At 71.6% G+C, this 23,259-nt stretch carries 1 protein-coding gene; it reads left to right on the forward strand.

Annotated features, from left to right (window positions below; translation table 11 throughout):
• The first annotated feature begins 32 nt into the window (after nucleotides 1-32).
• Nucleotides 33-23,207 carry a non-ribosomal peptide synthase/polyketide synthase gene (locus ACZ7LV_RS04410; protein ID WP_471935562.1) on the forward strand — a complete coding sequence of 7,725 codons (23,175 nt, stop codon included), beginning with the start codon at nucleotides 33-35 and terminating at the stop codon, nucleotides 23,205-23,207.
• Nucleotides 23,208-23,259: the final 52 nt, after the last annotated feature.

Raw genomic sequence — 23,259 nt, forward strand, 5'->3', positions numbered from 1 at the left:
TCAGTCCGTCACTTGTCGTAGAGAGCACTTCGATGATTCCTCTGTCCTTTGCCCAGCAGCGGTTGTGGTTCCTCGGTGAACTGCAGGGACCCAACGGCATGTACAACATCCCGATCACTCTGCGACTGACCGGCGACCTGAACCACGAGGCACTGCGAGCGGCACTGGCGGACCTGATCGGGCGGCACGAGGCTCTGCGCACGCTGATCGCGACGGAAGACGGCGTTCCTCAGCAGAGGATCCTCACCCCGGACGCCGCCGGCGTGCCGCTGCCGGTGATCAAGGTGACGGAAGCCGAGGTGGCGCGGGTCGTGGCCGAGGAGTCCGTCCGCCCGTTCGACCTCTCCCGTGAGATCCCCTTGCGGGCATGTCTTCTCGCCGTTGCCCCGCGGGACCATGTGCTGGTCCTGGTGGCTCATCACATCGCGAGTGACGGCTGGTCCCTGGCGCCTTTGGCACGGGACGTCTCCACCGCGTACACCGCCCGGTCGGACGGCCACGCCCCCGCCTGGGAACCACTCCCGATCCAGTACGCCGACTACGCCCTCTGGCAGCGTGAACTCCTCGAAGGTGAGGACGACCCGGCGAGCTTCCTGAACCAGGAACTGTCGTACTGGCGGGAGGCTTTGGCCGACCTGCCGGAGGAACTGCCCCTGCCGTTCGACCGTCCGCGCCCCTCCGTGCCGAGCCACCGCAACGGCAGCGTGGACATCGTCGTCACCGCCGAACTGCACCGGCGGATCGCGGCCCTCGCACGGGCCGAGGGCGTCACCATGTACGCGGTGCTCCATGCCGCGCTCGCCACCCTGCTCTCCCGTCTCGGCGCCGGCACCGACATCCCCATCGGCACGCCGGTGGCCGGGCGTACCGAGATCGCGCTGAACGATCTCATCGGCTTCTTCGTGAACACCCTGGTGATCCGCGGCGACCTGTCCGGACGCCCGTCCTTCCGTGATGTGCTGGCCCGGGTGCACGAACGGAACTTGGACGCGCTCACCCATCAGGAGCTGCCCTTCGAGCGGCTGGTGGAGGACCTGGCGCCCGCCCGGTCGCTGGCCCGTCAGCCCCTGTTCCAGGTCATGCTGGTGGTGCAGGACAACGTCGAACCGGCCCTCGCCCTGCCCGGACTCGACGTGGCCGTGCTGTCGAGCACGGAGGTGCCGGCCAGGGCCGACCTCTCCGTCTCCGTCAGGGAGACCTTCGGCCCCGGCGGCGTGCCGACCGGTCTCAGGGGCGGGATCGGCTACGCGGCGGAGCTGTTCGACCACGCCACGGTGCAGACGTTGACCGAGCGGTTCGTCCGGGTGCTCGACGCGGTGACCGCCGACCCGGGACAGCCCGTCGACGACATCGACCTGCTCAGCCCGGCCGAGCGCCGGCAGGTCGTGAGCGGATGGAACGACACCTCGCACGACGTCCCGGCCGCGACGCTCCCCGCCCTTTTCGAGGCTCAGGCTGTTCGCACCCCCGGCGCGACGGCGGTGATGTTCGAGGACATCGAGGTGTCCTACACGGACCTCGACGCCCGCGCCAACCGGCTCGCCCGCCACCTGGCCGACCACGGCGTCGGTCCGGAAACCCTCGTCGGGGTGCATCTCGAACGCTCCGTCGAGCTCGTCGTCACCCTCCTGGCGGTGGTGAAGGCCGGCGGCGCCTACCTCCCCATCGACCCCGACCAACCCGCCGACCGGATCGCCCACATACTCTCCGACGCGCGGCCCGCCGTGGTCGTCACCACCGGCGCTCTGCACCCGCATCTCCCCGCCGGTGAGGTGCCGCAGCTCGTCCTCGACGACTCCGACACGACACTCACCCTTGCCGGCCTGTCCCCGGCCGGCCTCGACGACCGTGACCGCCACGGCGTGCCGCGGCCCGCGCATCCGGCGTACGTCATCTACACGTCCGGCTCCACCGGACGGCCCAAGGGTGTCGCCGTGCCCCACCAGGGGGTGGTCAACCGCCTGGAGTGGATGCAGCACCAGTACCCGATCGGGGCCTCGGACCGGGTACTGCAGAAGACACCCTTCGGATTCGACGTATCGGTCTGGGAGTTCTTCTGGCCCCTCCTCCAGGGCGCGGTCCTGGTCGTGGCCCGCCCCGGCGGACACCGCGACCCCGCCTACCTGGCCGACCTGATCCAGACCCGGCAGGTCACCGTCAGCCATTTCGTCCCCTCGATGCTGAAGGCCTTCCTCTCCGAACCCTCGGCAGCCCGCTGCACCACGCTGCGCGCCGTCCTCTGCAGCGGCGAAGCCCTCAGTCCCGAACTCCGCGACCACTTCCTGCGGACGCTGAACACCCCCCTGCACAACCTCTACGGCCCCACCGAAGCCTCCATCGACGTCACCCACGCCTCGCATCTCACGGGTGACGACCCGGTCGTCCCCATCGGCCGACCCGTCTGGAACACCCGCACCTACGTCCTCGACGCCGCCTTGCGCCCCGTTCCCCCCGGCGTCCCCGGCGAGCTGTACCTCGCCGGCGCCCAGCTCGCCCGCGGCTACCTGGAGCGCCCCGGCCTGACCGCCGAGCGGTTCGTCGCGAACCCCTACGGTCAGCCCGGCGACCGCATGTACCGCACCGGTGACCTCGTCCGCTGGACGGCCGACGGCCTGCTGGAATACCTCGGCCGCACCGACGACCAGGTCAAGATCCGCGGCTTCCGCATCGAACTCGGCGAGGTCGAGGCCGCCTTGGCCGGGCATCCGGCCGTCGCTCAGGCCGCCGTCGTCGTCCGCGAGGACCACCCCGGAGACAAACGCCTCATCGGCTACGTCGTCCCGAGGACCGGCGCCGACGGCACCGACGGCACCGACGTCCGCGCCCACGTCGCCGGCCTCCTGCCCGACTACATGGTGCCCTCCGCCGTCGTGGTCCTGGACGCCCTCCCCGTCACGGTGAACGGCAAGCTCGACCGCGCCGCCCTGCCCGCGCCCGAGTACACCTCAGGGCAGGCCGGCCGAGGGCCGCGCACCCCCCGCGAGGAGATCCTGTGCGAGGCCTTCGCCGAAATCCTCGGGCGGCCGCACGTCGGGGTGGACGACAACTTCTTCGACCTCGGCGGGCATTCGCTGCTGGCGGTGACGCTGGTGGAACGGCTGCGCGCCCGCGGCCTGTCGGTCGACGTACGGTCCCTGTTCACCACGCCCACCGTGGCCGGTCTCGCGGCGACCACCGGCCGGGCGGAGGTCCGGGTTCCCGAGAACCGCATCCCGGTCGGTTCGCCGGTGATCACGCCGGACATGCTTCCCCTGGTCGACCTGGACGCCGGGCACCTCGCGGAGATCACGGCCCGCATCCCCGGCGGCGCCCCGAACGTGGCGGACATGTACCCGCTCGCCCCGCTGCAGGAGGGCATCCTCTTCCACCACCTCATGGGCGGCGAGAACCCGGACGAGGACGTGTATGTCCTCCCCACCGTGCTCCGCTTCGATTCCCGCGACCGGCTCGACGAGTTCGTGACCGCCCTTCAGAAGGTGGTGGACCGGCACGACAACCTGAGGACCGCGGTGCTCTGGGAAGGGCTGCCCGAACCGGTGCAGGTGGTGCTCCGGCACGCCGTGCTGCCGGTGACGGAGGTCCTGCTGCCCGGCGACGCCGACGCTCCGGCGACCGACCACGAACTCGTCGGCCGGCTGCTCGCCGCGTGCCCCCCGTCCATGACCGTCAGCAGTGCTCCGCTGATCCGGCTGCACGTGGCCGCGCAGCCGGGCGGCGAACAATGGCTCGCGCTGGTGCAGGTCCACCACCTGATCCAGGACCACACCGCGCTCGACGTCATCCTCGGCGAGGTGCAGGCGTTCATCGACGGACGCGACGACGAGCTGCCCGCGCCCTCGCCGTACCGCGAGGTCGTCGCCCAGGCACGAGGCCAGGTGTCCCGGCAGGAGCATGAGGCGTACTTCGGGCGCCTGCTGGGCGACGTCACCGAGCCGACCGCCCCGTTCGGACTGGTGAACGTCCATGGAGACGGCACGGGGGCCACCGAGTCCACCGTCCGCATGGATGCGCACCTCGCAGGAAGGCTCCGCGAGCAGGCGCGGCGCCTCGGCGTGAGTCCGGCGACGTTGTTCCACGTCATGTGGGCCCGCGTGCTCGCCGCGACCTCGGGCCGCGACGACGTGGTCTTCGGGACGATCCTGTTCGGCCGGCTGGGCGCGGGGGCCGAGCGAACCGTGGGTCTGTTCATCAACACCCTCCCGGTCCGCGTCGACACCCACGGCGCCGGCACGAGGGACGTCGTACGCGCCGTACAGGCCCAGCTCGCCGAGTTGCTGCTGCACGAACACGCGCCCCTCGCGCTGGCACAGCGGACGAGCGGGATACGCGGGGACGCCCCGCTGTTCACCTCGCTCCTGAACTACCGTCACAACAGGAGGGATTCCGGGCCGGCAGGTGACGGGCTCGTGGGCGTGGACGTGCTGTTCATGCAGGAGCGAACGAACTACCCCGTCGGAATGATCGTCGACGACACCGGCGACGGGTTCGTCCTCACCGCTCAGGTCGTCGCACCCGGGTCGCCCGACGTCCTGTGCACCATGATGGAGGCGGCCGGCGAAGGGGTCGTCACCGCGCTCGAATCGGCACCGGACGCGCCGCTCACCGACATCGACGTGCTGGGTGGCGAGGAGCGTCGGCGTGTCCTGGTGGAGTGGAACGACACTGCGCGCGATGTGCCGGTGAGGACGCTGCCCGAGCTGTTCCAGGGCCAGGTGGTCCGTACCCCGGACGCGACCGCGGTGGTGTTCGGGGACACCGAGGTCTCCTACGCGGAGCTGAACGGGCGCGCCAACCGTCTGGCGCGGCTGCTGGTCGAGCACGGCGTGGGTCCCGAGCGGCTGGTGGCGCTGGCCCTGCCGCGGTCGGTCGACCTGATCGTCGCGATGCTGGCCGTGAGCAAGGCGGGCGGTGCCTATCTGCCGGTCGACCCGGCCTACCCTGCCGAGCGGATCGCCTACCTCCTCGCCGACGGCCGGCCCGCGCTGGTCGTCACCGGTAAGGGGGCGGGGGAGAAGGTGACCGCGGCCGGTATCGCGCGGCTGTCCCTGGACGATCCCCGGCTGCGGCAGGCCCTGTCGGAACTTCCCGAGCACGACATGACGGACAGCGAGCGGCGGGGTGGGCTGCTGGCGGGCCATCCTGCCTACGTCATCTACACCTCCGGTTCCACCGGGCGTCCCAAGGGTGTCGTCGTCACCCACCAGGGCCTGGCGAGCCTGGTCGCCGCGCAGGCGGAGAGGTTCGCGATCACGGCTGACAGCCGGGTCCTGCAGTTCGCCTCGCCCAGCTTCGACGCCGCGACAGCCGAGATCGCCGTCACCCTGTGCAGCGGCGCCACCCTCGTCACGGCCACCCGCGACGACCTGCTGCCCGGCCCGGCCCTGACCCGGCTCGTCACCCACCAGAACGTCACCCACGCCACGCTTCCCCCCGCCGTCCTCCCCGACCTCGACCCCCACGACCTCCCTCACCTCACCACCCTCATCACCGCGGGCGAAGCGCTTCCCGCGCATCAGGTCACCCCCTGGGCGGCCGACCGCACCCTCATCAACGCCTACGGACCGACCGAAACCACCGTCTGCGCCACCACCGCCCAGCTCACCCCTCCCACCGACGTCCACATCGGCACGCCCATCACCAACACCCGCCTCTACGTCCTGGGCACCGCGCTGCGACCCGTCGCCCCCGGCGTCCCCGGTGAGCTCTACATCACCGGACCCGGCCTCGCCCGCGGCTACCTAGGACGCCCCGGCCTCTCCGCCGAACGCTTCGTCGCCAACCCCTACGGTCAGCCCGGCGAGCGCATGTACCGCACCGGCGACCTGGCCCGCTGGACCACCGGCGGACAGCTGGAATACCTCGGCCGCACCGACCACCAGGTCAAGATCCGCGGTTTCCGGATCGAACCCGGCGAGGTCGAAGCCGCCCTGGCGGCGCACCCGGCCGTCGCCCAGGCCGCGGTCGTTCTCCGCGAGGACCAGCCCGGCGACAAGCGCCTGGTCGGCTACGTCGTTTCCGCCACCGAGGACGTGGACGGCGCCGCGGTCCGCACCCACCTCGCCGGCCTGCTGCCCGACCACATGGTCCCCTCGGCCGTGGTGGTCCTGGACGCGCTCCCGCTGAGCGTGAACGGCAAGCTCGACCGCGCCGCGCTGCCGGCGCCCACCTACGGCACGGCCGAGGCGAGCCGGGAACCACGAACGCCGCAGGAACAGCTCCTGTGCGAGCTGTTCGCCGATGTCCTCGGCCTACCCAAGGTCGGGACGGACGACAACTTCTTCGACCTCGGCGGCCACTCGCTGCTGGCGACGCGTCTGGTCAGCCGCATCCGCACCACCTTCGGCAGGGAACTCCCGATCCGGGCCCTGTTCGAGGCCCCCACCGTCGCCGCACTCGCCGACCGGCTGACCGACGCCGGAACGGCGCGCCGGAGGCTCGCCACCGGGCCGCGCCCCGAGGCCGTCCCCCTGTCCTTCGCCCAGCAGCGGCTGTGGTTCCTCGGTGAACTCGAAGGACTCTCCGGGCTCTACAACATCCCCATCGCCCTCCGTCTCACCGGAGACCTCGACCACGAGGCCCTTCGCACCGCCGTCCACGACGTCATCACCCGGCACGAAGTCCTGCGCACCGTCTTCCCGAGCGCCGACGGCTCGCCCAGCCAGCGCATCCTCGGACCGGACGCGATCGACGCCCAGCTCCAGCTGCCGGTGACCGGCGTGGTCGAGGCCGGGATCGTCCAGGCCGTCCGCGAGGAAGCCGCACGCGCCTTCGACCTCAGTCGCGAGATCCCCCTGCGCGCACGGCTGTTCACGGTGGCACCGCAGGAACACGTCCTCGTGGTGGTCCTCCACCACATCGCCGGCGACGGGTGGTCGCTCGCCCCGCTGGCGCGCGACATCTCCACCGCGTACGCCGCCCGGTCGGGCGGCCACGCCGCCGCCTGGGAACCCCTCCCGGTCCAGTACGCCGACTACACGCTCTGGCAGCGCGACCTCCTCGGGGACGAGGACACCCCCGGAAGTCTGCACAGCACGCAGCTGACCTACTGGCGTGAGACCCTCGCCGGGCTCCCGGAGGAACTCACCCTGCCCACCGACCGGCCCCGGCCGCAGGTGGCGTCCCACCGCGGCGCCACAGCCGCCGTCCGCATCGACGCGGACCTGCACGCACGGCTGACCGTGCTGGCCCGCGCCGAGGGCGCCACCATGTTCATGGTGCTCAACGCCGCACTGGCGACCCTGCTCTCCCGCCTGGGCGCGGGCACCGACATCCCCATCGGCACGCCCGTCGCCGGACGTACCGACGAGAGCCTGAACGACCTCGTCGGGTTCTTCGTCAACACCCTGGTGATCCGTACCGACGTGGCGAGCGCCCCCTCTTTCCGGGAGGTGCTGCGCCGCGTCCGCGAGCAGAGCCTGGGCGCCCTCGCCCACCAGGACGTGCCGTTCGAACGGCTGGTGGAGGACCTGGCGCCCGCCCGGTCCCTGGCCCGCCACCCCCTGTTCCAGGTCATGCTCGCCCTGCAGAACACCACCGACCCGGCACTCGACCTGCCCGGCCTGGACAGCCACCTGCTGGCAGGCGGGGACCTGCCCGCCAAGTTCGACCTCGACCTCCAGCTCCGCGAGACCCACACCGACGGCCACCCCGCGGGCCTGACCGGCACCCTCACCTACGCGACCGACCTGTACGACCGCGCCACCGTGGACACGCTCGTCCAGCGCCTCGTCCGCGTGCTCGACGCCGTCACCACGGATCCCGCGCTTCCGGTCACCGGCATCGATCTTCTCGGCGACACCGAGCGCCGACAGGTGCTCGTCGACTGGAACGACACCGGGCGGGAGGTCCCGCACGCCACGCTGGCCGAGCTGTTCGAAGCCCAGGCGGCCCGCAGGCAGGACGCCACAGCGGTCGCGTTCGACGGCGCCGAGGTGTCCTACACGGAGCTGAACGCGCGGGCGAACCGGCTGGCGCGACTCCTGGTCTCTCACGGCGTCGGGCCGGAGGACCGGGTCGCCGTGATGATGGACCGCTCGGCCGATCTCGTGGTCGCGCTGCTGGCGACGGTCAAGGCGGGAGCGGCGTACGTGCCGATCGACCCCAGCTATCCGGCCGACCGGATCGCCTTCATGCTGGCCGACGCCCGGCCGGCTCTGCTGGTCACACGACAGGCCCATGTCCGTGCGGACATCCCCGAGGAGCGCGTGGTCGTGGACGACCCCGCCACGGCCGCCGAGCTGGCGGAGCTCCGTGGGGAGAACCTGTCGGACGCGGACCGGGGCGGCAGCCCGCAGGCCGTCCACCCGGCGTACGTGATCTACACCTCCGGGTCGACCGGACGTCCCAAGGGCGTGGTCGTACCGCAGCAGGCCGTCGTCCGCCTCGTCCGGCACGCAAACTACGTCACGCTGGGCACCGACGACGTCGTCGCCCAGGCGTCGTCGGTGTCGTTCGACGCGGCCACGTTCGAGATCTGGGGCGCGCTGACCAACGGCGCGACGCTGGTGGGCGTCGACCGGGATGTGCTGCTCTCGCCCGAACGGCTCACCGCGCAGATCGAGCGCAGCGGAATCACCACGATGTTCGTCACCACCGCGCTGTTCAACCGCCTCGCCGCGGAGGCGCACGAGGGCCTCGGACGCCTGCGGTACCTGCTGTTCGGCGGCGAGGCGGTGGACCCCGCCATGGTGCGGCGGGTCATGGAGCTCGCTCCGCCGCAGCACCTGCTGCACGTGTACGGGCCGACGGAGACGACGACGTTCGCGACCTGGCACGTGGTGGAGCGCGTCGAGGGCGGTTCCGTGCCGATCGGCGGACCGGTCTCCGGCGATCGGATGTATGTCCTGGACGCCGCGCTGCGCGCGGTGCCTTGGGGGGTGGCCGGTGAGTTGTACGTGTCCGGGGCCGGCCTGGCCCGGGGCTACCTCGACCGGCCGGCGCTGACCGGTGAGCGGTTCGTCGCGAACCCGTACGGCGGGCCGGCTGAGCGGATGTACCGCACCGGAGACCTGGTCCGCTGGACGGCCGGCGGACAGCTCGCATTCCTCGGCCGCACCGACCACCAGGTCAAGATCCGCGGCTTCCGCATCGAACTCGGCGAGGTCGAGACCGCCCTCGCCTCCCACCCCGACATCGCCCAGGCCACCGTGGTCGTCCGCGAGGACCACCCCGGGGACAAGCGCCTCGTCGGCTACGTCGTCCCGAGCGACGACGACGCCGACGGCGCGGCGGTCCGGGAGTATCTGTCCCGGCTGATGCCCGACTACATGGTGCCTTCGGCCGTGGTGGTCCTGGAGGCGCTCCCGCTCACGGTGAACGGAAAGATCGACCACCGGGCTCTGCCCGCCCCCGACCACACCGCCACGAGCCCGGGTCGTGCGCCACGGACTCCCCAGGAGCACCTCCTCAGCCAGGCGTTCGCCGACGTCCTCGGTCTCCCGCACGTCGGGGCGGACGACAACTTCTTCGACCTCGGCGGCCACTCCCTGCTGGCCACCCGCCTGGTCAGCCGCATCCGCGCCACCCTCGGGGCCGAGGTCCCGATCCGGGCCCTGTTCGAAACCCCCACCGTGGCCGGACTCGCCCAACGCGTCACGGACTCCGGGACGGCACGCCAGAGGCTGACCACCGGACCTCGCCCCGCCATGGTGCCGCTGTCCTTCGCCCAGCAACGCCTGTGGTTCCTCGGCGAACTCGAAGGACCCTCCGGGCTCTACAACATCCCCCTCACCCTCCGCCTCACCGGAGACCTCGACCGCGACGCCCTGCGCACCGCCCTCACCGACGTCGTCGCCCGGCACGAAGCCCTGCGCACCGTCTTCCCGAGCGTCGACGGCACTCCGGAACAGCACATCCTCGACCCGGACACGATCGACCTCGACCTGCCAGTTGCCCAGGTGCCGGACGGCGAGCTCGACCAGGCGGTGGCCGACGAGTCCCACCACCCCTTCGACCTCGCCCGCGAGATCCCGCTGAGGGCACGGCTGTTCACGGTGGCGCCGCAGGACCACGTCCTGGTCCTCGTCCTCCACCACGTCGCCGGCGACGGGTGGTCGCTCGCCCCGCTGGCGCGGGACCTCTCCACCGCGTACGCCGCCCGGTCGGGCGGCCAGGCCCCCGTCTGGGAACCCCTCCCGGTCCAGTACGCCGACTACGCGCTGTGGCAGCGCGACCTCCTGGGAGACCCCGACGACCCCGGGAGCCTGCACAACGCCCAACTCGCCTACTGGCGGGAGGCACTGGCCGATCTGCCGGAGGAACTCGCGCTGCCCAGCGACCGCCACCGGCCCCCCGTGGCCGGCCACCGCGGCGGCACCGCGCGCCTGCACATCGACGCCGACCTCCACCAGCAGCTCAGCGCCCTGGCCCGCACCGAAGGCGTGACCATGTTCATGGTGCTCAACGCCGCGGTGGCCACGCTGCTGTCCCGCCTCGGCGCGGGCACCGACATCCCCATCGGCACGTCGGTCGCCGGCCGCACCGACGAAAGCCTGGACGAGCTCGTCGGGTTCTTCGTGAACACCTTGGTGCTGCGCACCGATCTGTCGGGCGACCCGTCCTTCCGGGAAGTGCTGCGCCGCGTCCGCGAGCAGAGCCTGGGCGCCCTCGCCCGCCAGGACGTGCCGTTCGAACGGCTGGTGGAGGACCTCGCCCCCGCCCGGTCCCTGGCCCGCCACCCGCTGTTCCAGATCATGCTGGGTCTGCAGAACACCACGTCGCCCGCCCTCGACCTGCCGGGGCTCGAAGCCGCCCCGCTGCCGAGCGGCGACCAGCCGGCCAAGTTCGATCTCGACATCCAGCTCCTGGAGACCTTCGCCCCCGAGGGCCGGCAGAGTGGCCTGACCGGCGTCATCACCTACGCGACCGATCTGTTCGACCACACCACGGTCGTCACCCTCGCCGAACGCCTCGTCCGGCTCCTGACCGCCGTGGCCACCGACACCGCCCAGCCCGTCACCGGCATCGACCTGCTCAGCCCGGCCGAACGCCGCAAGGTCCTTGTGGAGTGGAACGACACGGCCCACGAGGTGCCGGCGTCAACCCTTCCGGGGCTGTTCCAGGCGCAGGCGGCACGCACCCCGGACGCCACCGCCATCGTGTGCGAGGACAGCGAGGTGTCCTACGCCGACCTCGACGCACGCGCCAACCAGCTGGCCCGCCTCCTGGTCACTTACGGCGCCGGCCCCGAACAGCTCGTCGCCCTGGCGCTTCCCCGCTCGACCGACCTCATCGTCGCCGTGCTCGCGGTACTGAAGACGGGCGGCGCCTACCTCCCCATCGACCCCGACCACCCCGCCGACCGGATCGCCTACCTGCTCTCCGACGCACGGCCGGCGCTCCTGGTCACCACCGAAGCCGTCCGTCCGGAGGGGAACGTCCCCCGGCTCGTCCTCGACGACCCCCACACGGCGGGCGTCCTCGACGGGCTGCCCGTCGGCGACCTCGACGACGCCGAGCGGCACGGCCCGCTGCTGCCGGCGCACCCGGCGTACGTCATCTACACCTCGGGCTCCACCGGCCGGCCGAAGGGTGTGGCCGTCACCCACCAGGGCGTGGTCAACTACATCGCCCGCGCCCGGGACGCCTATCCCCACCTCGGCGGAAGCACCCTGCTCCACGCGTCCATCGCCTTCGACCTCGGTGTCACCGCCCTGTACGGCGCGCTCACCAGCGGCGGACGCCTGCACATCGCCACCTGGGACGAAACCCTCCCCGCCACCCTCGCCGACCACGAGATCACCTTCCTCAAGGCCACACCCAGCCATCTGGCGTTCCTCCAGACCCTCCCCGGCAACTGGGCACCCACAGGTCAGCTGATGCTCGGCGGAGAACCGCTGCGCACGGCGCAACTTCAGCAGTGGCACCGCGACCACCCGGACGTACCGGTCGTCAACCACTACGGACCGACCGAGACCACCGTCGGCTGCACCGACCACCCCGTGACCGGCCCCGCCGACAACAGCCGGGGGATCACGCCCATCGGCCGCCCGATGTGGAACACCCAGATCTACGTCCTCGACCCGGCCCTGCGGCCGGTTCCGCCCGGCACCCCCGGCGAGCTGTACGTCGCCGGCGCCCAGCTCGCCCGCGGATACCTCCACCGCCCCGCGCTCACCGCCGAGCGCTTCGTCGCCCACCCCTACGGCGGACCGGGGGAGCGGATGTACCGGACCGGTGACCTCGCCCGCTGGAACACCGACGGGCAGCTGGAGCATCTGGGCCGCACCGACGACCAGGTCAAGATCCGCGGCTTCCGCATCGAGCTCGGCGAGATCGAGGCCGCCCTCACCTCCCACCTCGCGGTCACACAGGCGGCCCTGCTCGTCCGCGAGGACAGCCCCGGCGACAAACGCCTCATCGGCTACGTCGTCGCGGGAACGGACGTCGACGGCGCCACCGTCCGCGCCCACGTCGCCGGTCTCCTGCCCGACTACATGGTGCCGTCGGCCGTGGTGGTCCTGGACGCGCTCCCGCTCACCGACAACGGGAAACTCGACCGCCACGCCCTGCCCGCACCCGCGTACGAGACGACCGAGGGGGGCCGGGAGCCGCGGACCCTCCAGGAAGAACTCCTGTGCCAGGTGTTCGCCAGCATCCTCGGCCTGCCGCACGTCGGGGTGGACGACAACTTCTTCGACCTCGGCGGCCACTCGCTGCTCGCCGTACGGCTGGTCAGCCGCATCCGCACCACGCTCGGCGCGGAGGTCCCGATCCGGGCCCTGTTCGAAACCCCCACGGTCGCCGGACTCGCGGCCCGGCTGGGGGACATGGACGGGACACGGCCTCAGGTCACGCCCAGGCCGCGGCCGGAGATCCTGCCGCCGTCCTTCGCCCAGACGCGACTGTGGCTGGTGCGTGAACTGGAGGGCGGAAACGCCAACTACAACATCCCGGTGGCCCTGCGCCTGACCGGCGACCTGGACATCGAAGCGACACGGGCCGCCCTGCGCGACGTCCTCGCACGGCACGAAGTCCTGCGGACCGTCTTCCCGGACCTCGAAGGCGCACCGCGGCAGGTGGTGCTCCCCTCGGAATCCGTGCCCTTCGACGTGCCGCTCATCGACGTCGCCGAGGCAGACCTGCGGGCGGAGGTGGCGCGGGTGTCGCGCTCCGCGTTCGAACTGCGCACCGACATCCCGCTGCGCGCCTGGCTCTTCAGGCTGAGCCCGCGCGAACACGTACTGGTGATCGTGGTGCACCACATCGCCGCCGACGCATGGTCATTGGTCCCCCTGGCCTCAGACGTGTCGGCCGCCTACACGGCCCGGACCGAGGGCCGGCCCCCCGCCTGGGAACCCCTGCCGGTCCAGTACGCCGACTACACCCTCTGGCAGCGTGACCTCCTCGGCGACCCGGACGACCCCGCAAGCCTGCACAACACCCAACTCGCCCACTGGCGGGAGAGGCTGGCCGGGCTCCCGGAGGAACTCGCCCTGCCCACCGACCGCCCCCGACCCCGGACGGCCACCCACCGGGGCGACACCTCCGGCGTGCACATCGACGCCGGCCTGCACCAGCGACTCACCGCCCTGACCCGCGCCGAAGGCGTCACCATGTTCATGGTGCTCAACGCCGCACTGGCGACGCTGTTCTCCCGCCTGGGCGCGGGCACCGACATCCCCATCGGCACCCCCGTCGCGGGCCGCACCGACGAGAACCTCGACCAACTCGTCGGTTTCTTCATCAACACCCTCGTCATCCGCACCGACCTCTCCGGCGACCCCACCTTCCGCGATCTCCTCCACCGCGTCCGCGACGAAAGCCTGGGCGCCCTCGCCCACCAGGACGTGCCGTTCGAACGACTGGTGGAAGACCTCGCCCCCGCCCGCTCCACGGCCCGCCATCCCCTTTTCCAGACCATGCTCGTGCTGCAGAACGTCGCGCCCGCCACGCTCGATCTGCCCGGACTGGACATCGAGAGACTGGACGTCGGCGACAACCCGGTCTTCGACCTGTCCTTCGTCCTGGGAGAGGAATTCGACGCCGACGGCGGTGCCGCCGGTGTGAACGGCATCGTCACGTTCGCGGCGGATCTCTTCGACCGCGCGACCGTCGACCAGCTCGTCGACCGACTCGTCCACCTGCTGGACGCGGTGACGGCCGACCCGGACCTTCCGGTGGGCCGCCTCCAGGTACTGGGTGGCGAGGAGCGTCGGCGTGTCCTGGTGGAGTGGAACGACACGGCGCGGGATGTGCCGGTGAGGACGCTGCCCGAGCTGTTCCAGGGCCAGGTGGTCCGTACCCCGGACGCGACCGCGGTGGTGTTCGGGGACACCGAGGTCTCCTATGCGGAGCTGAACGGGCGCGCCAACCGTCTGGCGCGGCTGCTGGTCGAGCACGGCGTGGGTCCCGAGCGGCTGGTGGCGCTGGCCCTGCCGCGGTCGGTCGACCTGATCGTCGCGATGCTGGCCGTGAGCAAGGCGGGCGGTGCCTATCTGCCGGTCGATCCGGCCTATCCCGCCGAGCGGATCGCCTACCTGCTCACCGACGGCGGGCCCGCGCTGGTCGTCACCGGTGAGGGGGCGGGGGAGAAGGTGACCGCGGCCGGGGTCGCGCGGCTGTCCCTTGACGATCCCCGGCTGCGGCAGGCCCTGTCGGAACTTCCCGGCCACGACCTGTCGGACAGCGAGCGGCGGGGTGGGCTGCTGGCGGGCCATCCTGCCTACGTCATCTACACCTCCGGTTCCACCGGGCGTCCCAAGGGTGTCGTCGTCACCCATCAGGGCCTGGCGAGCCTGGTCGCCGCGCAGGCGGAGAGGTTCGCGATCACGGCTGACAGCCGGGTCCTGCAGTTCGCCTCGCCCAGCTTCGACGCCGCGACAGCCGAGATCGCCGTCACCCTGTGCAGCGGCGCCCGCCTGGTCCTGGCGGCTCAGGAGGACCTCGGGGGCGGGCCCGCACTGACCCGCGTCATCACCACCCACGAGGTGACGCATGTGACGCTGCCGCCTGTCGTGCTGGCCGAGCTCGCGGCGGACAGCCTGCCCACGGTGACGTCGCTGGTCACCGCCGGTGAGGCGCTGCGGCCGGACCTGGCCGGCCGGTGGGCGGCAGGGCGTCGTCTGGTCAACGCCTACGGCCCGACGGAGTCGACGGTCTGCACGACGATGGCGGTGCTGAGCGCCGACAGCGCGATCCCGTACATCGGGGAGCCGATCGCCAACACCCGGGTGTTCGTGCTGGACGCCGCGTTGCGGCCGGTGCCGGTCGGGGTGGCGGGGGAGTTGTATGTGTCCGGGGCCGGTCTGGCCCGGGGATATCTCGGCCGGCCCGCGCTGTCCGCAGAGCGGTTCGTCGCCCACCCCTACGGCACGCCCGGCGAGCGCATGTACCGTACCGGCGACCTGGCCCGGTGGAGCAGCGACGGGCAGCTGGAGTACCTGGGCCGTACCGACGACCAGGTGAAGGTGCGCGGCTTCCGTATCGAACTCGGCGAGATCGAGGCGGTGCTGGCCTCGCACCCGGCCGCGGCTCAGGCCGCTGTCGTCGTCCGCGAGGACCGGCCCGGCGACAGACGCCTGGTCGGCTACGTCGTCCCCGCCGATGACTTCGCCCCGCAGACGGACGGTTCGGCTCTGCGCGGGCACGTGGCCGGTCTGCTGCCGGACCACATGGTGCCCGCAGCCGTGGTGTTCCTGGACGCGCTCCCGCTCACGGTGAACCGCAAGCTGGACCGCAAGGCTTTGCCCGCCCCCGATTACGGTTCCGGTGTCACCGGCCGGGGTCCGGGAAGCGTGCAGGAGGAGATCCTGTGCGCGGTCTTCGCCGAGGTGCTCGACGTGCCCGAGGTCGGGGTCGACGACAATTTCTTCGACCTCGGCGGGCACTCCCTGCTCGCGACCCGTCTGGTCAGCCGCATCCGGTTGGTGTTCGGAGTGGAAGTACCGATCCGGACCCTGTTCGAGACCCCCACCCCGGCCGCTCTCGCCGGCAGGCTGACCACCTCCGGTGTGTCCCGGCCTCCGGTGGCGCCGGTGCGGCGGCCGGAGTCGGTGCCGTTGTCGTTCGCGCAGCAGCGGCTGTGGTTCCTGGGCGAACTCGAAGGGCCGTCCGCCACCTACAACATCCCGATGGCGTTGCGGCTGAACGGCATGCTGGACACCGAGGCCCTGCACGCCGCTTTGCGCGACGTGGTGGGCCGGCACGAGGTGCTGCGCACGGTGATCGCCACGGTGGACGGCCGGCCCTACCAGCGGATCGTGGACGCCGGCGCGGTCGGTCACCTGCTGACCATCATTGACACCGATGGCGTCGCGCGGACCGGGCTGACGAGTCTTGTTGCCGAGGCGGCGGAGCACCGGTTCGACCTCGCGGCCGAGATCCCGCTGCGGGCCTGCCTGTTGCGAACCGGTCCCGACGAGCACGTGCTCGTGGTGGTGATGCACCACATCGCGGGTGACGGCTGGTCCCTGGGTCCCCTGGCCCGCGATCTGTCGACCGCCTACGCCGCCCGTACCACCGGTGACACCCCCACCTGGGATCCGCTGCCCGTGCAGTACGCCGACTACAGCATGTGGCAGCGGGAGTTGCTGGGCGACGCGGCCGATGAAGTGAGTCTGCTGTCGGAACAGTTGGCCTACTGGCGCCACGCGCTGGACGGGGTGCCCGAGGAGTTGGCGCTGCCGGTCGACCGGCAGCGTCCGCCAGTGGCCTCGCATCGCGGCGGCAGGGTCGACCTGCACATCGACGCCGAAGTGCACGAGGCTTTGGTCGAGTTGGCGCGGGCACAGGGTGTGACCGTGTTCATGGTGGTGCAGGCGGCGCTCGTCGTCCTGCTCAACCACCTCGGTGCGGGGGAGGACATCCCCATCGGCACCCCCGTTGCCGGACGGACCGACGAGGCACTTGACGACTTGGTCGGGTTCTTCGTCAACACCCTTGTCCTGCGCTCCGACGTCTCCGGCGACCCCGACTTCACCCAGCTCGTCGGGCGCATCCGTGAGCGCGCGCTGAACGCCTACGCGCACCAGGACGTGCCGTTCGAGCGGCTGGTGGAAGAGCTCACGCCGGCTCGTTCGATGGCCCGCCACCCGCTGTTCCAGGTCATGCTGACCCTGCAGAACAACACCACACCGGATCTTGACTTGCCCGGCCTGACCGTCGAGGTAGTGCCCACCGGTGACGGGCCCGCCAAGTTCGATCTGGACGTCCAGCTCGGCGAACGCCTCACCGCGGACGGAAGTCCCGCGGGCCTGCACGGCGTCCTCACCTACGCCAGCGACCTGTTCGACCACGACACGGCCGCCGGCATCGCCGAACGCTTCCTCCGCGTCCTGCACACCGTGACGGCCGATCCGTCGGTGCCGGTCAGCCGCATCGAGGTACTCGACACCGCCGAACGCGACCGGATCCTGCTCGGCTGGAACGACACCGCCCGCGACGTGCCCCTCGCCACCCTTCCCGAGCTGTTCCAGGCCCAGGCCGCCCGCACCCCGGACGCCACCGCCGTCGTGTTCGAGGACACCGAGCTCTCCTACTCCGAACTCAACACCCGCGCCAACCGACTCGCGCGCCTTCTCATCGACCGCGGCGTACGGCCTGAGGACATCGTCGCTCTGGCACTGCCACGGTCGATCGACCTCACCGTCGCCATCCTGGCGGTGATGAAGGCCGGTGGCGCCTACCTGCCGATCGATCCGCGCTATCCCGCGGACCGGATCACGTACATGCTGACCGACGCCCGCCCGGCAGTCCTCATCACCGGCGAGGCAGTACAGGACGCACAGCCGCCCGCCGGCGTGGTGCGACTGTCGCTGGAGGAAGCCCGGCTGCGGGGAGGCCTGGCGGGCCACCCGGGCCACGACGTGACCGACGCCGAACGCCACGGCCCGCTGCTGATCGGCCACCCCGCCTACGTCATCTACACCTCCGGCTCCACCGGCACCCCCAAGGGCGTCCTGGTCACCCACCGAGGCGTGCCGAACCTCGCCGCCGACCACATCGAGCGGCTCCGGATCGGACCCGAGAGCCGACTGCTCCAGTTCGCCTCGCCCAGTTTCGACGCCTCGGTGGCAGACATGTGGCCGGCCTGGCTGGCGGGCGCGGCCGTGGTGCTGGCTCCCGCCGACCAGATGTCGCCCGGTGAGCCGTTGGCTCAACTGGCCGCCCGGCAGCGCGTCACGCACGCGACCCTGCCCCCCGCGACACTGCCGTTGCTCGCCTCCGCGGGTGGCCTCCCGAAGGACATGACCCTGGTCGTCGCCGGTGACGTGTGCCCGCCGGAGACCGCGGAGCGGTGGTCTCGCGGCCGGCTCATGCTGAACATCTACGGGCCGACGGAAGCGACGGTCGCCTCACTGGCCAGCGCCCCCTTGTCCGGCTCCGGCGTCCCGCCCATCGGCGCGCCCCTGTGGAACATGCGCGCCTACGTCCTGGACTCCGCTCTGCGGCCGGTACCCCCCGGTGTCGCGGGCGAGTTGTATCTGGCCGGCGTCCAGCTGGCCAGGGGATACGTGGGCCGTCCCGCGCTGACCGCGGAGCGGTTCGTCGCCAATCCCTACGGCACGTCCGGCGAGCGGATGTACCGCACCGGTGACCTCGCACGCTGGAACACCGACGGGCAGCTCGCGTACCTGGGGCGCACCGACCACCAGGTCAAGGTCCGCGGCTTCCGCATCGAACTCGGCGAGGTCGAGGCGGCCCTGGCCTCGCACCCGGCCGTGGCACAGGTCGCCGTCGTCGTCCGCGAGGACCAGCCCGGTGACAAGCGCCTGGTCGGCTACGTCGTCCCCGCCGAGGACTCCGTCCCGCAGACGGACGGCTCCGCCCTGCGCGCCCACGTCGGGGGCCTGCTGCCGGACTACATGGTGCCCGCGGCGGTGGTGTTCCTGGACGCGCTCCCGCTCACGGCGAACCGCAAGCTGGACCGCAAGGCGTTGCCCGCCCCCGATTACGGCTCCGGTGTCACCGGCCGAGGTCCGTCGAGCGTGGGGGAGGAGATCCTGTGCGCGGTGTTCGCCGAGGTGCTCGACCTGCCCTCGGTCGGGGTCGACGACAACTTCTTCGAGCTGGGCGGGCACTCCCTGCTGGCGGTGACGCTGGTGGAGCGGGCGCGGGAGCGAGGCGTCGCCATCGATGTCCGCGCGCTGTTCGTCAGCCCGACGGTGGCGGAACTGGCCGCGGCCGTCGAACAGGCGGCCGGACAGGTGGCCGTCCCGCAGAACGGCATCCCGGCCGACGCCACGGTGATCACGCCGGAGATGGTGACGCTCGTCGACCTCACCGCCGAGGAGATCGATCGGATCGCCGTCACCGTTCCGGGCGGGGCGGCCAACATCGCCGACATCTACCCGCTGGCCCCACTGCAGGAGGGGATCCTCTTCCACTCCCTGATGGAGAACGGGAACGCCCGCGACCCCTACGTCCTGCCGATCGCGCTGGGATTCGACTCCCGGGCGCGGGTGGACGCGTTCCTCGCCGCGGTGCAGCGAGTCGTCGACCGGCACGACATTCTGCGGACCTCCTTCGCCTGGGAGGGGCTGCGCGAACCGGTCCAGGTGGTGGCGCGCCGGGCGACGCTCGGCGTCCGGGAGGTCGACCTCCCCCCAGAGACGGACGGCAGCCCGGACATGGCGGACCAGCTCCTCTCGGCATGCCCGCCGAACATGGACCTCTCCCGAGGCCCGTTGCTGCACGCCCACGTGGCCCGGCAACCGGGCGGGGACCGCTGGATGGCGGTCCTGCAGGTGCACCACCTGATCCAGGACCACACCGCGTTGGACGTGGTGATGGCCGAGGTGGCCGCATTCCTCGACGGGCGGCAGGACACCCTGCCCGAGCCGCTGCCGTTCCGGGAGTTCGTCGGGCAGGCAAGGTCGGGAGTCTCCTCCCGGGAACACGAGCGGTTCTTCGCGGATCTGCTCGGCGATGTGAGCGAGCCGACCGCGCCCTACGGCCTGTTGGACGTGCTCGGAGACGGCCGTGACGTGACCGAGGCGCGCATGCCGCTGGACGGGGGCCTCGCGTCGCGGCTGCGGGAGCAGGCGCGGCGCCTGGGCGTCAGCCCTGCGACGCTGTTCCACGTCGCCTGGGCGCGCGTCGTGTCCGCCACCTCCGGCCGTGACGACGTGGTGTTCGGCACCGTGCTCTTCGGCCGGATGAACGCCGGAACCGGCGCGGACCGGGTGCCGGGTCTCTTCATGAACACCCTTCCCGTCCGGGTGAACGCGCGTGCCGGGGGCGTCCTTGACGCGGTACGGGGCATGCAGCGGCAGCTCGCGGAACTGCTGGTGCACGAGCACGCCCCGTTGGCGGTGGCGCAGCAAGCCAGTGGAGTCGCCGCGCAGACCCCGCTGTTCACCTCGCTGTTCAACTACCGCCACAGCGAGGCTGCCGCTGCCGGCGCCGGGCTTGACGGTGTCGCGCTGCTCCAGGCACACGAGCGCACCAACTACCCCGTTGCCGTCAGCATCGACGACACCGGTGAGGGCTTCGTCGTGAAGGCTCAGACCGTCTCCCCGATCGATCCGCACGTTCTTGCCTCGATGACGACCACGGCGGCCGACGCCGTCGTGGCGGCGCTGGAGACGGCACCGTCGACCGCACTCAGCCAGGTCGAGGTGCTCGAAGACGTCGAGAGGGAGCGGCTGTTGGTGGAGTGGAACGACACCGCTCGCGATGTCGCTGCCGCGACGCTGCCCGAGCTGTTCCAGAGGCAGGCCGCCCGTACTCCGGACGCGACCGCGGTGGTGTTCGAGGGCGTGCGGCTCAGCTATGGGGAGCTGAATGCGCGGGCCAACCGGCTGGCGCGGTTGCTGGTGGCGCGTGGGGCGGGTCCGGAGCGGCGGGTGGCGGTGATGATGGACCGCTCGGCGGACTTGGTCGTCACGTTGCTCGCGGTGGTCAAGGCCGGTGCGGCGTATGTGCCGGTCGACCCGGAGTACCCGGCGGAGCGCGTGGCCTACGTTCTCGGGGACGCGAAGCCGGCGCTGGTCGTGACCAACGGTGAGGCCGGGGGCGTACTGCCGGAGGACGTGGCACGGGTGGTGCTGGACGACGCCGCGACCGTGTCCGAGCTGGGCAGGCCGGCCGACGGTGACCTGTCGGATGCCGACCGGGGCGGGGCGCTGCTGCCCGCCCAGCCGGCGTATGTGATCTATACGTCGGGGTCGACGGGGCGGCCCAAGGGTGTGGCGGTCCCGCACGCGGGTGTGGTGAACCGGCTGGCGTGGATGCAGGGCGCCTACCGGCTGACGTCGGACGATCGGGTGGTGCAGAAGACGCCGTTCGGATTCGACGTGTCCGTGTGGGAGTTCTTCTGGCCCCTGCTCCAGGGCGCCGCCCTCGTCGTGGCGCGTCCGGGTGGGCACCGTGATCCGGGATATCTGGCCGAGCTGATCCGGCGCGAGCAGGTGACGGTCGCCCACTTCGTGCCGTCGATGTTGCAGGTGTTCGTCGCCGCGGCCGAGACGTGGGATGGGACGGTGCCGTCGCTGCGCGCGGTCATGGCCAGCGGTGAGGCCCTGCCGGCCGAGCTGCGGGACCGGTTCACGGCGTCCTTCGGGATTCCGCTGCACAACCTGTACGGGCCGACCGAGGCGTCGATCGATGTCACGGCCTTCACCAGCGAACCGGGTGCGGATGCCGGCGGTGTGGTGCCGATCGGCCGCCCGGTGTGGAACACGCGGGTGTTCGTGCTGGATGCCGCATTGCGCCCGGTGCCGCCGGGCGTGGCCGGAGAGTTGTATCTGGCCGGTGTCCAGCTGGCCCGGGGGTATCTGGACCGGCCGGGCCTGACGGCGGAGCGGTTCGTCGCCAACCCCCACGGCGAACCGGGTGAGCGGATGTACCGCACCGGTGACCTGGCCCGTTGGAACACCGAGGGCGCCCTGGAATACCTGGGCCGCACCGACGACCAGGTCAAACTCCGCGGCTTCCGCATCGAACTCGGTGAGATCGAGACCGCATTGCTCACCCACCCCTCGGTCGGTCAGGCAGCCGTAGTCGTCCGCGAAGACCAGCCGGGCGACAAGCGCCTCACGGCGTACGTCGTCCCGGTGAGTGGTTCGAGCGGCGGTGTGGACATCACGGAAGTCCGTGCCGGCCTGTCAGCCGTGCTGCCGGAGTACATGGTGCCGTCCGCGATCGTCCAGCTGGCCGACGGGTTGCCCCTGACGGTGAACGGCAAGCTCGACCGCGCGGCGCTGCCGGCCCCGGAACAGTCCACCGCACCTGCGAGCAGGCAACCGGCAACCTCCCACGAATACCTGCTCCGCGAGGTGTTCGCCGACGTCCTCGGCCTCCCCACGGTCGGGGTGGACGACAACTTCTTCGAACTCGGTGGGCACTCGCTGCTCGCCGTGCGGCTGCTGGGTGAGGTCCGCAACGCCACCGGCATCCGACTGCCGCTCGCGAGCGTGTTCCAGAACCCGACCGTGGCGGGCCTGGCGTCGCTGCTCGGCACCGGCACGGAGGAGGACCTCTTTCAGCCGGTGGTGGCGCTGCGAGGGCACGGAGACCGGCCGCCGCTGTTCTGCCTGCCCCCTGCCAGCGGTGTCGGCCTGTCCTACGTCGGTCTTGTGCGGCACCTGGACGCCGACCAACCCGTGTACGGACTGCAAGCTCCGGGCGTCACGCTCGCGCAGACGACCCCGTCCGACCTCGACGCGCTGGTCACCTGGTACGTCGACCACATCACGAGCGTCCAGCCGAGTGGCCCCTACCACCTGCTCGGCTGGTCGATGGGCGGCAACCTCGGGCACGCCGTCGCGGTACGGCTCCAGCAGGCCGGGCAGGAGGTGGCTCTGCTGGCCGTGATGGACGCCTACCCGCCGGACACCGAGGCCCCGCATGAGGAGGCCGACGACCACACCGTCATGGTTCAGCTCCTGCACGCCCTGGGGCACCCGGTGGACAGCCCGGACCAACCGCTCACCGTGCCCGAGACCTTGGAGATCATCAGGGAGGAGATCCCCGCCCTGAAGGAGCTGACCGAGGACCACATCCGAGGGGTGGTCCAGAACACCCGCGACAACTGGCGGATGGTCCGGCGCACCACGCCGGGACATTTCACGGGCGACATCCTCCACTTCCCCGCGACCGAGAGCGGGTTCCCGGAGGAGGAGGTCCGCCGGCGGTGGGCGCCCTACTTCACCGGACGCCTGCACATCCATCCGGTCGCGTCCGCGCACAATGACATGACCCGGCCCGAGCCCCTGCGCCAGGTGGGGACAGTACTGGCCGCCGTCCTGGCGAGGCGTTCGCAGTGACGTCGGGGCCCACGCGCGAGATCGCGCGTGGGCCCCACGAGCCGTCTACGGA

Source organism: Streptomyces sp. NPDC107562, assembly GCF_055657325.1.